Genomic DNA, 11,883 nt, shown 5'->3' on the forward strand with positions numbered 1-11,883 from the left:
ACATGCTAGCTCAGTTTGGCCTCAGATCCAGCATGTCAAGAAGAGGCAATTGCTTGGACAATGCCCCAATCGAGAGCTTCTTCTCCCACTTAAAGACAGAAGCTCTCCAACACCATCATATCCAAGATACTGAGCAGGCTCAAATCCTAATTCAAAGGTATATTCGTTTTTACAACGAGGAGCGGCTTCAACTGAAATTAAACAAGCTGACGCCTGTAGAATACAGGCGTCAGCACGCCGCATAAGCCGGGTGTTTTTACGTGTCTACATTTTTGGGGCTTGACCAATTCCCGGGTGGATTTTTTATGAAAGGGGGCGGCGCCGAATCAGGCGGCGCTGCCCGATTTTCTCTTTTTGCGGTAGAACCAGAGGGCGAAAGCGACGATGCCCAATCCGATCACCGCGTAAGCGATATGGGAATAAACATCCATGAATTCGAGGATGGTATCCCAGGAATCTCCCAGCACGGCGCCGAGGGAGACCAGGATGATGTTCCACAGGGCGGTTCCGATGACGGTGAAGAGGAGGAAAAGCCGGAAATCCATCTTCGCCATCCCTGCGGGGATGGAAATCAGGCTCCTCACCAGCGGAATCATCCGGCAGAACAGAACCGTCCAATAACCGTACCGGTTAAACCATTCCGACGCCCTGTGCAGGTCCTCCTTGGTTACCCGGAGAATCCCGCCCCACCGCTCGACGATGCCTTCCAGTCGCTCCACACTCAACAGGCGGCCGACGCCGTAAAGGATGATGGCGCCGGCGACCGAACCCGCAGTGGCCACCGTGGCCACCCCGGGAACGCTCAGATTGGTATAGGTGGTCATAAATCCGCCGAAGGTCAGGATCACCTCCGAAGGGATGGGAGGGAAGACGTTTTCCAGCGCGATCATCAGAAAAATGCCGATATACCCGTACTGCTCCATGATCTCCACAATCCATTCCTGCACCTTGATCCCTCCATCGCTTGATCATCGGACCGGGAAATTTCCTTGTTTTTTCCAACTTTTTCCGCATCGGCCCGTCGAAAGGGGGCAGACCCTCCAACGCCCGAAGACCGCTGCGAAGAAAAGCCGCACCTTTTTCCCGTCAGCAGCCCGGCGAGCAAAACGACCATTGCGCAATAAAAGCCCTTGACGAGCGGGGGATCTGGAAAACCGGAGATTTTCACCCAAAAAACCCGCCGCTTGCCGAGACCGGGCACGAGCCTCCGACCATATTTTCGGCCGATCCCAAGCATGACGTCAAAAAACGCACTTTTCCCGGAGCGAAAGCACACAAACCCGCACACGAAATATGTACACTTCCCGAAGACCGCAAACGCCGCAAAAAAGCGGCGTGGCGCACGGCCCGCGGAGCAGATCGGCGGTCCCCCAAAAACGAGGCGGCAAAGCGGACACGGCAAAGCTTCAGGGCGGACCGGAGCTTCCCTTGCCGCTTCGATCCCGCCACGGCACTTCCTAAAGGAAATGCCCGACAATTTCAACGAGCCGGTTCCAGTCCCGGATCTGATTGCGAAGCACCCTTCTCCCTTCTTCCGTAATGGAGTAATATTTCCTCCTCCCGCCCCGGGTTTCTTCCCCCCAGTAGGAGGAAATGAACTGGCGCTTTTCCAAGCGCTTCAGGGACAGATAAAGGGTCGGTTCCTGGAGAACAAACGCCCCCTTTGTCCGCCGCCTGATCTCCTTGGATATTTCATATCCGTAGCTGTCCTTTTCGCTTAATAGTGATAGAATGAGAAGGTCGACAATCCCCTTCAGCAATTCCTTGTTCAGGAGCTTCACCACCCTGAGGATCCGCCTGATACTAAACTTCGAAAGGTAATTTGCCTTATTAAATAATTTATTGCAGACAACAAAATTTTGCAAGATATTTTCTTCGCCTTGTCACATCGGCGGAGAGGATTTTTTCGATCGGGGAGGAGGAAGAGGGGTGCGGATTGATCTGCGCAGCGACACGGTCACAAAGCCGACGGAAGCGATGCGCCGCGCCATGGCGGAGGCGGAGGTGGGGGATGATGTCTACGGGGAGGATCCCACGGTCAACCGGCTGGAGGAGTGCGCGGCGGAGATACTGGGCAAGGAGGCGGCCCTGTTCGTCACCAGCGGCACCCAGGGGAACCAGATCGCCATCCTTTGTCACGCGGGTCCCGGGGACGAGATCATCCTGGAGGCGGATTCCCACATTTTCCAATACGAGGCCGGGGCCGCTTCCGCCCTGGCCGGCGTGCAGCTCCGTCCCCTGAGGGGAATAAGGGGGAAAATGGATCCGGAGGAAGTGGAACGGGCGATTCGGGATAGCGACATCCACTTCCCCCGGACGGCCCTCATCTGCCTGGAAAACACCCACAACCGGGCGGGCGGAGCGGTGCTGCCCACGGACCACATGGCCGCCCTCCGGGAAGTGGCCGACAGGCACGGGATTCCCGTCCACCTCGACGGCGCCCGGCTGTTCAACGCGGCGGTGGCACTGGGAGTGGAAGCCCGGGAAATCGCCCGGTTTGCCGATTCCCTATCGGTCTGCCTCTCCAAGGGATTGGGGGCGCCCGTCGGCTCCCTCTTGGCGGGACCGAAATCCTTGATCGACCAGGCGCGCCGATGGCGGAAGCGCCTCGGCGGCGGCATGCGCCAGGCGGGCGTGATCGCCGCTCCGGCCCTGCTGGCGCTGACGGAAATGGTGGACCGGCTGGCGGAGGATCACGAAAACGCCAAGCGGTTGGCCTGCGCCCTGGCGGAAACGAAGGGCTTTTCGGTGGACCCGGACCAGGTGGAAACCAACATCGTCCTCGCCGACATTTCAGACACAGGCAAAACCGCCGAAGAGGTCCTGGACCGGCTGGCCGCGGAAGGGGTGTTGGCCGTTTCCTTCGGACCGACCACCCTCCGTTTCGTGACCCACAAGGACGTGTCCCGAAAGGATATCGACGAAGCCGTTCTCCGGATCCGCCGGGCGGTGGATTCCTTTTGAACAGCCGGCGTGTCGGGTCGTCATCAGTCGCAAAGGGGCTTTGGAAACCCATAAAAACCCCCGATCCATCGGTTCCGGAAAAGCCTTCCGAGCTTTTAGACTTGACCCACCTCCGTCAAATCAAAACTTTTCCCCATAAAAAAGGCTCCCGCATCGGGTTCGGTGCACCGAGCGGGAGCCTCGTCTGTTATTCCTTCCTTTTCCGGGCGCGAGCGGTTTTATCCGGCCACTTCCATGAATGCCCGCCTCCCTTTCCGCCCCGGGATCAATAACTGATCAGCGCGGCCATCAGAAGACCGGAAGCCAAGCTGAGCCGCGAAGCGAAGAGGGCGACGGAAACGTTCCCCTTGGGAATTTCGGACACGACCTTAAAGGGGGTGAGCAGTTCAAACAGGTAAAATACGAGGACCTGGAACAGGATGCCGATCAATCCCCACAGGATGAGATCCCCCAGGGACAGGGAGTGAAACACCGCCGAAGCGAGCACGATCGAAAGTCCGAGGATTTTTCCTCCCAGATCGTGAGCCGCCGCCTTGGCCGCCGCCGCCTTCTGGGGATCGGTCGTGTCGGCCCCGTCCCGGATCAGCTGGAATTCCTTATACGGCGTGGTAAACAGGAAGACGGCGATCCCCACCCCCAGGAGGGGAAGGGTGACCCCCAGGTACATCAGAAAATTGAGGATGTTGGACCACTGGTCGAACATCTGATCATCTCCTTTACCGTTCAATTTCCGCGTTTTCAGGGCGTCTTCGGCCGGTCCTCTTTCGGCGAAAAGGGTCATGGGAAACGTCCGAAAGCGCAATTCCTTCGGGCATCGGCATAGCACACCGGCAAGAAGAAAGACATGTCGCCGGTGACGGGACCATCCACCCGGGCCAGGATCGCGGAAGCGCGTCCGCCGATCAAAAAGGAACCCCACAGCAACCTCCCCCGGAAGGGCCCCTTCAGGGTCTCCACCTGCACCGGCTCCATTTCCACCCGGCGCTGGAACACCATCGGCTGATCCCCGTAACGATCGTCGCCCCGGAAAACCGCAACCCCCGAGGCATCGTAAAGGGTCACCCCCGCCCCTTCCCGGCCGAAGATCGGCTTCGTCACATGGGGAATTCCCCGAAACCGGTTCTCCAGATAGGTGGGCAACATGTAGGTTTCGATGATCCGGTGTTCTTCCGGATCGAAAAATTCCCCGGCCTCATGCAGGGCCCAGATCAGCGCCTGCATCGCCTTGGTTTGGGAAAGCAGGGCTCCCGGCGGGTTGATCACCGCCACACGGCGACGGGCGATGAGCTCCAGCGCATGGGCCCCCGTGGGATACCCGTCGTCGTCCCGGTCCTCCGCCAGAATCTCCAGCGCGTGCAAGCGGTAAAGGACATCGACGGGCAGCGAAGCGCCCTCGACGAGGGCCGTCATCCGCTCTCCCTCGACCCGGAGATCGGAAAGGGGCACAAAGCGGCCGTCCAAGCCGGAACGATCGAGCAGGTAACGGGTCGTGCCCGCGTCCTCTTCGTGCCAGTCCAGCGCGCTGAACACCACATGGTCCGTGGCGTATCCTTCCGTCCGGTAGGTGTCCAGGGCATGCCGAAAGGCGAGGCGAAGGTGCTCTTCGCAGCCCTCGTTGGGATCCTCCGCGCCGAAGTATTCGCACACCCTGCCGTTGACGTAAAAGGCCTCCACGATGCCCGTCGGCGTGTCGCTGTTAAACTCCAGCATCTTCAGGCCTTCCGGCGTCGGGGCAAAATCGAAGCGGCCGATCAGCGTCGGATCGCTCTCCGGAAGAAACAGTCGAACCGCCCTTCGGGCCGCCGCAGGAATCCCCAGTTCCTCCAGCAGGGCCTCCGGGCCCCGGCGAACCACGGCCACCGTTTTGGCGAAAATTCGTCCGAGGGCCTCCGTCGCCTCGGCGATTTCCCGCCGAAAATCCCGGGTTATGGGATGGATCGTCGCCAGGGCGTACTCGGCACCGTACATCTCATCCCAGGTGAAAACCCCCTCGGCCCGGAGGGGATCATACAACCTCCTCCGCCGCTCGGCGTAATCCTCTTTCATGGTCCGGACCACCCATCAGCCGCCGCTGAAAAAGGAGGATTTGCCGATTCCGCCCCGGGAACCGGAAGAGACCCGGGTCTTTCGGTCGATATCGATATCTTCCGCGACGGAGGATTTCACATAGCCCACTTTTTTTCCATTGATCACCACGTAGGAGTCCCTGTCCACTTCGCTCCCGTCATCGTCGCAGCGGAGATCATTGTCGTCATCGTAGCAGATTTCGATCCCGTCATCGTCGCACCCGGAAGCCACCAACAAACTGGCCGCGGCAAACAGCCCCAGCAACCGGGCGGTGCTTCGCTTCCTGCGCTGCTCTTTTTGCGTTTCCATGCATCATCCCCCTTCCTCCGTCGGCTCCGCGTAGATGACGTACACTTTCCGGTTCTCGTCCACTTCCGCGGAGGTCTTTTGCCACTCCCGACCTCCTATGTAAAACAGGTCGCTCTGCAGGTGCAGAAGGGCGTCCTCATCGCTGTGAAAATAAAAAGTGTGCACCACCGGATAATGGGCCGTTCCTTCCCGGAAGTGGCGCACTTCCAAGCGGATTCCCCTCCAGTCCGGGGCAAAGACCAGCTGGTCGTCCAGCACCTTTTCATCCTCCGCCCGCCGAATATAAATCACATAAGTCCCATCCTCCACGGCGCAACTCGTCTTCTCGTAGACATGCTGATCCTTGACGAAGTAGTCGCAGGCGAACCGGAGGGAAATCTCCTCCTTGTCGATGCCTTTGTAGTAATAGAGCACGGGATAACCCTTCTCCTCATCCAGCAGGCGATACTCCAACCGCGGCAACGCTTCACCTCCTTCTGACATTTTCGTTAATTTCTTTTCGACAAAAAACAACACTTTCCTTCCGTTCCGTTGATCCCGGAAAACCGGATAGGAATTTCGGAGTTCTTTACAAAATTTTCATTATGTTGCATACCGCATTTCTCATACCATAAAATAAGTGAGACAAACCCTGTGACAACTTTGTGAAAGGGAGGGATTCCCTTGAGTCAGCAATCGGCAGCACAACCTGTTTCCCGACGGGCAGTCATCGCCAGTCTGGTCGGAACGTCGATTGAATGGTACGACTATTTCCTCTACGGAACGGCGGCCTCACTGGTGTTCAACAAAATCTTTTTTCCGACGGTCGACCCGATCGTCGGCTTGCTGCTCGCCTATGCCACCTTTGCCCTTTCCTTCATCATCCGGCCTCTCGGGGGCATCATCTTCAGTCATATCGGCGACAAGATCGGCCGGAAACGGACCCTGGTCCTCACCCTGATGCTGATGGGGATTGCGACGGTCCTGATCGGACTGTTGCCGGGATACGACACCATCGGCATCTGGGCGCCGATCCTGCTGATCCTTCTCCGCCTCGTTCAAGGCCTGGGCATCGGAGGCGAATGGGGCGGCGCCGTCCTGTTGGCGGTGGAATACGCCCCGAAGGAGAAGCGGGGATTGTTCGGAAGCGTGCCGCAAATGGGAGTTCCCATCGGCCTCGTGCTGGGCACCTTCGCCATGTCCGTCATCGCCGGCATCTCCGGGGATGCCTTCTACAGCTGGGGATGGCGCATCCCCTTCATCCTGAGCATCGTGCTGGTCCTGATCGGCCTCTGGATCCGGAACGGCATCGACGAAACCCCGGTCTTCAAAAAGGCCCGTGAATCCGGGGAAATCTCCAAGGTGCCCCTGATCGACACCTTCAAATATCAGTGGAAGACCGTGCTCCTGGCCGTGGGAACCAAAGTGGTGGAAACCGCTCCTTTCTACATTCTGTCAACCTTTGTCATCTCCTACGCCACCGGATTGGGATATGATGAAAGCGCCGTGCTCAACGCCGTCGCCATCGCCGCGCTGGTGACGACGATTTTGATCCCGATCATGGGATCGCTTTCAGACAAATGGGGGAGAAAGCCCCTGTACATCGCCGGCACCGTGGGGATGATCCTTTTCGCCTTCCCCTACTTCATGCTCCTGTCCACCGGCTCCAATCTGTGGATGACGGCGGCCTGCATCCTGGGATTGGGCGTCATCTGGGCACCGATCACGGCGGTGCTGGGAACGCTGATGTCGGAGGTGTTCCGCACCAACGTCCGGTATACGGGGGTGACCATCGGCTACCAGCTGGGAGCCGCCCTGGCCGGGGGAACCGCCCCCTTCATCGCCACCGCCCTGCTGGCCCGCTTTGACAACGCCTGGCAGCCGGTCGCCCTGTACATGATCCTGACGGCGGTCATCTCGCTGGTGGCCATCCTCGTCCTTCGCGAGACGAAGGAGACGGAACTGCACGCCGCCGCCGAATAAGCCGTTGCACCCAGAAAGGCAATCCGCCCGAAACCGGGCGGGTTGCCTTTCTTCACAGAGCAACCGACAAAGGGAGGGAGATCCGCCTTGCTGGTCCTGTCGAAGCGGGACATCCGCGCACTCTATTCGATGAAGGACTGCCTGAAGGATGTGGAGGAAGCTTTTCGCGCCCATCAGGAGGGAAAGACCGTCACGCCGGTGCGCATCGCCTTATCCGCGGGAACGGGGGAGGCCGCCACGCTGTACATGCCCTCCTTCGTGGAACCGGCGCGGTCGATGGGCATCAAGATCGTCAGCGTTTTCCCCGACAATCCGAAGCGGGGAAGGCCCGCCATCCAGGGGATCACGCTGCTCACCGACGCGGAAAACGGAGAGCATCTGGCGCTGATGGACGCCACGTATTTGACGGTTCTCCGCACCGGCGCCATCTCCGGCGTGGCCGCCAAGTACCTGGCCCGGGATGACGCCCGGGTCTGCGCCCTGCTCGGCGCGGGGGCCCAGGCCATCGGACAGATCCAGGCGGTGATGGAAGTGCGCAACCTGGCGGAAATCCGGCTGTGGAACCGAACCCGGGAAAAGGCGGAGCATCTGGCAAAGACGATCCGGGAAACCCGTCCCGACTGGACGGGAACCGTGGCGGTCTTCGACCGGCCGGAACAAACCGTCCGGGGGGCGGACATCATCCTGTGCGCCACCCGGTCGACACAGCCGCTCTTTGACGGCAGACAGATCCCCCCCGGCACCCACGTCAGCGCCATCGGCGCCTATCTGCCCCACATGCGGGAGGTGGACGCGGCCCTCCTCAACCGCAGCAGCAAAGTGGTGGTGGACACGCGGGAGGGGGCGATGCACGAGGCGGGGGACCTGCTGATTCCGATGGAAGCGGGAGAGTGGCAGGCGGAAAAACTGTACGGCGAGCTGGGAGAGATCGTCGCCGGAAACAAACCGGGGCGGGAAAGACCGGAGGAAATCACGGTGTTCAAATCGGTGGGCGTCGCCTTTTTGGACACGGCGGTGGCCAAAAGCGTCTATGAAAAGGCGAGGCGGCTCAACCGGGGAACCGCGATCGACCTTTAGCGGGAAAACCGCTCCCGCCCGTGGCAGGCAAAAAAAAAGCGGGAAACTGCTCCGTCAGGCCTCTTTACCTTGGATCGGGAGAGAGCGATTTTCGCCCCGGCCCCATGCGGCGGGAGCCGCTCGGCGAAAAACCGCTTCCCGATTCCCAGGCTCAGCAGTCCCGCGAAGAGCCCTCCTTTCCGCCCGAAAACCGTAAACGGGCAGGACCGGCACGTCAGATGGAAAAATCGCCCCAAAGCCCGGGATGAACGGAGTTTCGCAAGTCCCGTGCCCGGCACGGACTTGAACCTCGCACGTTCAAACCTTCCCCTTTTCGCGGCCGGAGATGCTCCGCGTCATCTGCTGCCACACGGTGCCGCTCGCTTCCTCGCCGCTTTCGATGCGGGCGATGGCCATCTTGATCTGCATGTCCACCTCGAACTCCGGATCGTCCTGGGCCGCGCGGAGGGCGGAAAGCGCCCTTTCATCGCCCACTTCGTAAAGGAAGCGGGCGGCGCGCCACCGGACCAGCTTGTTGGGATCCTTCAGGGCCTCGGCCATCGGGCCGATCGCATCGGGATCGCCCAGATCGGACAGGGTGTCCCCCGCCGTCCGGCGGACGATGGCGGAGGAATCCTTCAGCGCCCGGTACAAGAGGGGAAGCACCTGTTTGCCGCCGATCATCCCCAGATATACGGTCGCCAGGCGGCGGATGGACGCCTTGGGATCCTCCAGGGCTTTGGCGAGCACCGGCAGGTCCTCCATCGTGGGGTCCATCCGCTCCAGAGCGGCAAAGCGCTTTTTCCAGTCGGACGCTTCCAGGCCCCGGGCCACTTCGGCGGAGGAGAGCTTTTCTTCCGCTTCCATCCGCTGCACGTCCTCGCCCTGCAACGCCCCTTCGACCAGCCGGTTCAGCCTTTCCTCGTCGTAGGCGGCGTCGATTTCCTGGGCCACGGTTTCGCCGATCTCATCCATGTCCCCGTACCGGACTCCCCTTTCCTCCCAGCGCCGCTCCAGCACGATGTTTTCCGCCGCGGCCTGGGCCTTCATGGCGGCCTTCATGAAGCGCTCCGGCAGGGCATAGCGCCGTTCTTCCCGTTCTTCCACCCCCGCGACCAGTTTGATCTGCATGGGGATGCCCCGGAACATCTGGACATACACCTGTACTTCCCCGTATCCTTTTCCGGTTTGAACGGGCGCCGCGCCGCCCGCTTCCCCTTCCAACCCGAAAATCCCCTTGATCGCCGCCAGGATTTCCCGCCAATCCGCCTTCGGATGGCGGTCGACGGCAATAAAGTCCGCCACCTGAAACACGCTCCTGACGCCCGGCACTTCCAGGATCCGCCGCAGGAGCTCCGGCGCTTCCTCCCGGTTGTCGGCGGTGTAGGTGACGCCCTTGTCGCCGGGCAGACGACGGTCCAGGTTCAGTTTCATCGTGTGGGGACTGGGTGTGGGTTCGATCGACACCAATTTCATCGGACCACCACCTCTTCGCAAATTGCCTGACAAGCCCCGTTCTTCATATTCCGGAGCGCGCTCCTCTCAAGCGGTTCAGAACCATTGTATCCCACAAACGCGCCGGAGGAAAACCGCCCTTCCCCCGAATCGCCCGGCACCTTCAAACTGGTATTTTTCGGACTTTTGTGCTAATGTCTATAATAGTCGCAACCAATCCGCAAAGGGCTCTCAAGGAACGGCATTCACCGGGCTCCGCCTGGTTCAAAAAAGGCGATCCCACCTTTTGAGGAGGTTGAATGATGGGCAAACGCATCCTTCTTTTTCTCGCCGTCAACGCATTGATTGTGGTCACTATTCTGCTGGTCACCAACATCCTGGGTATCCGGCACTATGTGACGGAACAGGGCATCGATTATTCGGCACTGCTCGTGTTCAGCGCCATTGTCGGATTCACGGGGGCACTCATCTCCCTGGCACTCTCCCGGGCCATGGCCAAGTGGATGTTGGGTGTCCGGGTTCTCTCTCCCGACGACCCGAACCTGTCCCCGGATGAGCGTTGGCTGGTGGAGGAGGTCCACCGGCTGGCGCGGCGGGCCGGTCTGACGGAAATGCCCGAGGTGGGGATTTACGACTCGCCCGAGGTGAACGCCTTCGCCACCGGACCCACCCGGAACCGTTCCCTCGTCGCCGTCTCCACCGGGCTTTTGGAAAACATGGACAAGGATGGCGTTCAAGGAGTCCTGGGCCATGAAGTGGCCCACATCGCCAACGGGGACATGGTGACGATGACCCTTCTCCAGGGCGTCATCAACACCTTCGTCATTTTCCTGTCCCGGTTGGCCGCTTACGTCGTCTCCCGCTTCGTCCGGGAGGAACTGGCCGGAGTGGTCCATTTCATCTGCATCATCGTCTTTGACCTTCTCTTCTCCATCCTGGGCAGCATCGTGGTGATGGCCTACTCCCGCCACCGGGAATATCACGCCGACCGCGGCGGAGCCGACCTGGCCGGCAAGGAAAAGATGATTCACGCCCTCCGCTTGTTGCAGCAGCACGTGAACCTGATCGATACGAACCACAAGTCCCTGCAGACGATGAAAATCAGCAACCGCTCCGGCTGGCTCAAACTGTTCTCCAGCCACCCGGACCTGGAGGACCGCATCGCCCGGCTGGAGAGGGCGTGATGGAAAACAACAAGGCGGCCCGGTCTCGCGGGCCAAGGCTGCTGACTCTCTTTGTCAGCAGCCTTTTTAAATTAAGAGGAAACATGGTGAACGGAGAATGCCTTGCCATGGTCGAAGGTTTCAAAATGTGACTTCTCAAGAGGAGGATCGAAAGATCAAATGATCGGGGCTGTTGTTGTCCTCCTTCTTTGAGTTTTCGGCAATCCTCCCAGGCTGCAGCCAGACGGAAGCTGCCGATTATTTCGCAATACCGCATGTCCGCCTCAACAAAGTGATCTAAAGAATAAGCAGGAAGTGAAGTCACATGAAAATAGACATACCCGCTTATTTGGGTGAAGTCGGCTATTCAGGCTACCTTAAAACCAGCATTCCATCCACGCCTAACCAGGTCCATGTGATGATAAAAAACGAATGAAGGGTTGTGTTCGACAGGGGAAGAGGGGGTTCCCATCATTCCATATCAGCCAAATGAGTTTCATCTTCATGAAGCGATGGCAGAGTAAAAATATAAAATCGATAACGCTTTGTGAACACCTTTTGTATCCGTTTCGATTGCTTTTTCTGTTTAGGACTGAAACAAGATTCCTTGACGGAAAAAGCACTCTCGATCTTTGATCGGAAGGCCCAAACCGCTTTTGGGGACGGTTTGTCTTCGTGAGGTACCCTATTCCATCTATTGACCCCGCCATTCCTCGGGAAAATGGCCGATATCCCCGTGAAGGAGGATCTCCCTTTTCCCTTCGCTAACCCGAACCAGGTTGAGACAGACGGGGTGAATGTAAGGGGGATCCCAGAGCCACTCCAGCGGCCGCCCTTCGAAGTGGGCCATCAGCGTTTTCAACACGACGGTGTGATGACGATCAGCATCCTACCCCCAGGGTGGGGA

12 protein-coding genes and 1 pseudogene are annotated in these 11,883 nt (G+C 59.3%); 5 read left to right on the top strand and 8 right to left on the bottom strand.

All coding sequences use genetic code 11. The features are described from left to right. Positions 1-77 precede the first annotated feature (77 nt). Positions 78-245: pseudogene (locus BM063_RS15220) on the top strand (IS3 family transposase); the annotation flags it as partial. 81 nt (positions 246-326) lie between these two features. On the opposite strand, the gene BM063_RS15225 reads toward BM063_RS15220, so the two are convergent. Both BM063_RS15225 and BM063_RS15230 read right to left on the bottom strand, forming a co-directional pair. Further along, positions 327-947 carry a DedA family protein gene (locus tag BM063_RS15225; RefSeq protein ID WP_092040970.1) on the bottom strand — a complete coding sequence of 207 codons (621 nt, stop codon included), beginning with the start codon at positions 945-947 and terminating at the stop codon, positions 327-329. A gap of 510 nt (positions 948-1,457) precedes the next feature. Beyond that, entirely contained in the window at positions 1,458-1,772 is a 315-nt protein-coding gene (locus BM063_RS15230) for a PadR family transcriptional regulator (RefSeq protein WP_092041039.1), read from the bottom strand. 157 nt (positions 1,773-1,929) lie between these two features. Between BM063_RS15230 and ltaE the strand changes: the two genes are divergently transcribed. After that, complete coding sequence (ltaE, locus tag BM063_RS15235) at positions 1,930-2,964, top strand: low-specificity L-threonine aldolase (protein ID WP_092040974.1); 1,035 nt, start codon at positions 1,930-1,932, stop codon at positions 2,962-2,964. Positions 2,965-3,229: 265 nt separating this feature from the next. On the opposite strand, the gene BM063_RS15240 is transcribed toward ltaE, so the two are convergent. The 4 genes from BM063_RS15240 to BM063_RS15255 all read right to left on the bottom strand — a co-directional run bounded on the left by BM063_RS15240 (position 3,230) and on the right by BM063_RS15255 (position 5,802). After that, positions 3,230-3,667, bottom strand: a complete 438-nt coding sequence (locus BM063_RS15240) for a DUF350 domain-containing protein (protein ID WP_092041042.1) — start codon at positions 3,665-3,667, stop codon at positions 3,230-3,232. Positions 3,668-3,741: 74 nt separating this feature from the next. Beyond that, the gene (locus tag BM063_RS15245; RefSeq protein ID WP_092040975.1) at positions 3,742-5,010 is read right to left on the bottom strand and encodes a glutathionylspermidine synthase family protein; all 1,269 of its coding nucleotides are present in this window, start codon (positions 5,008-5,010) and stop codon (positions 3,742-3,744) included. 15 nt (positions 5,011-5,025) lie between these two features. After that, the gene (locus BM063_RS15250) at positions 5,026-5,340 is read right to left on the bottom strand and encodes a hypothetical protein (protein WP_092040978.1); all 315 of its coding nucleotides are present in this window, start codon (positions 5,338-5,340) and stop codon (positions 5,026-5,028) included. 3 nt (positions 5,341-5,343) lie between these two features. Then, entirely contained in the window at positions 5,344-5,802 is a 459-nt protein-coding gene (locus BM063_RS15255) for a hypothetical protein (protein WP_092041045.1), read from the bottom strand. Between the two features lie 201 nt (positions 5,803-6,003). Between BM063_RS15255 and BM063_RS15260 the strand changes: the two genes are divergently transcribed. Both BM063_RS15260 and BM063_RS15265 read left to right on the top strand, forming a co-directional pair. After that, positions 6,004-7,302 carry an MFS transporter gene (locus tag BM063_RS15260; RefSeq protein WP_425439175.1) on the top strand — a complete coding sequence of 433 codons (1,299 nt, stop codon included), beginning with the start codon at positions 6,004-6,006 and terminating at the stop codon, positions 7,300-7,302. Between the two features lie 87 nt (positions 7,303-7,389). After that, positions 7,390-8,379 carry an ornithine cyclodeaminase family protein gene (locus BM063_RS15265; protein WP_092040983.1) on the top strand — a complete coding sequence of 330 codons (990 nt, stop codon included), beginning with the start codon at positions 7,390-7,392 and terminating at the stop codon, positions 8,377-8,379. A gap of 297 nt (positions 8,380-8,676) precedes the next feature. Here the strand turns inward: BM063_RS15265 and BM063_RS15275 are convergent, their stop codons facing one another. After that, positions 8,677-9,834 (bottom strand): conserved virulence factor C family protein, encoded by a 1,158-nt coding sequence (locus BM063_RS15275; RefSeq protein WP_092040989.1) that lies wholly within the window; start codon positions 9,832-9,834, stop codon positions 8,677-8,679. Between the two features lie 281 nt (positions 9,835-10,115). Between BM063_RS15275 and htpX the strand changes: the two genes are divergently transcribed. Next, a complete protein-coding gene (gene htpX / locus BM063_RS15280) occupies positions 10,116-10,997 on the top strand; it encodes a protease HtpX (RefSeq protein ID WP_092040993.1) in 882 nt (293 codons plus the stop codon). A gap of 673 nt (positions 10,998-11,670) precedes the next feature. On the opposite strand, the gene BM063_RS17760 is transcribed toward htpX, so the two are convergent. Next, on the bottom strand, positions 11,671-11,826 hold the full coding sequence (locus BM063_RS17760; protein ID WP_177199209.1) for a histidine phosphatase family protein: 156 nt from the start codon (positions 11,824-11,826) through the stop codon (positions 11,671-11,673). Positions 11,827-11,883 lie beyond the last annotated feature (57 nt).

Origin of the sequence: Planifilum fulgidum, from assembly GCF_900113175.1 — a bacterium.
GTDB classification, from domain to species: Bacteria; Bacillota; Bacilli; order Thermoactinomycetales; family DSM-44946; genus Planifilum; species Planifilum fulgidum.

Coding starts and splice junctions, on each gene's coding strand:
- BM063_RS17760 (WP_177199209.1), bottom strand. CDS start 11,826: ATGGCCCACTTCGAAGGGCGGCCGCTGGAGTGGCTCTGGGATCCCCCT.
- htpX (WP_092040993.1), top strand. CDS start 10,116: ATGGGCAAACGCATCCTTCTTTTTCTCGCCGTCAACGCATTGATTGTG.
- BM063_RS15250 (WP_092040978.1), bottom strand. CDS start 5,340: ATGGAAACGCAAAAAGAGCAGCGCAGGAAGCGAAGCACCGCCCGGTTG.
- BM063_RS15275 (WP_092040989.1), bottom strand. CDS start 9,834: ATGAAATTGGTGTCGATCGAACCCACACCCAGTCCCCACACGATGAAA.
- BM063_RS15245 (WP_092040975.1), bottom strand. CDS start 5,010: ATGAAAGAGGATTACGCCGAGCGGCGGAGGAGGTTGTATGATCCCCTC.
- BM063_RS15240 (WP_092041042.1), bottom strand. CDS start 3,667: ATGTTCGACCAGTGGTCCAACATCCTCAATTTTCTGATGTACCTGGGG.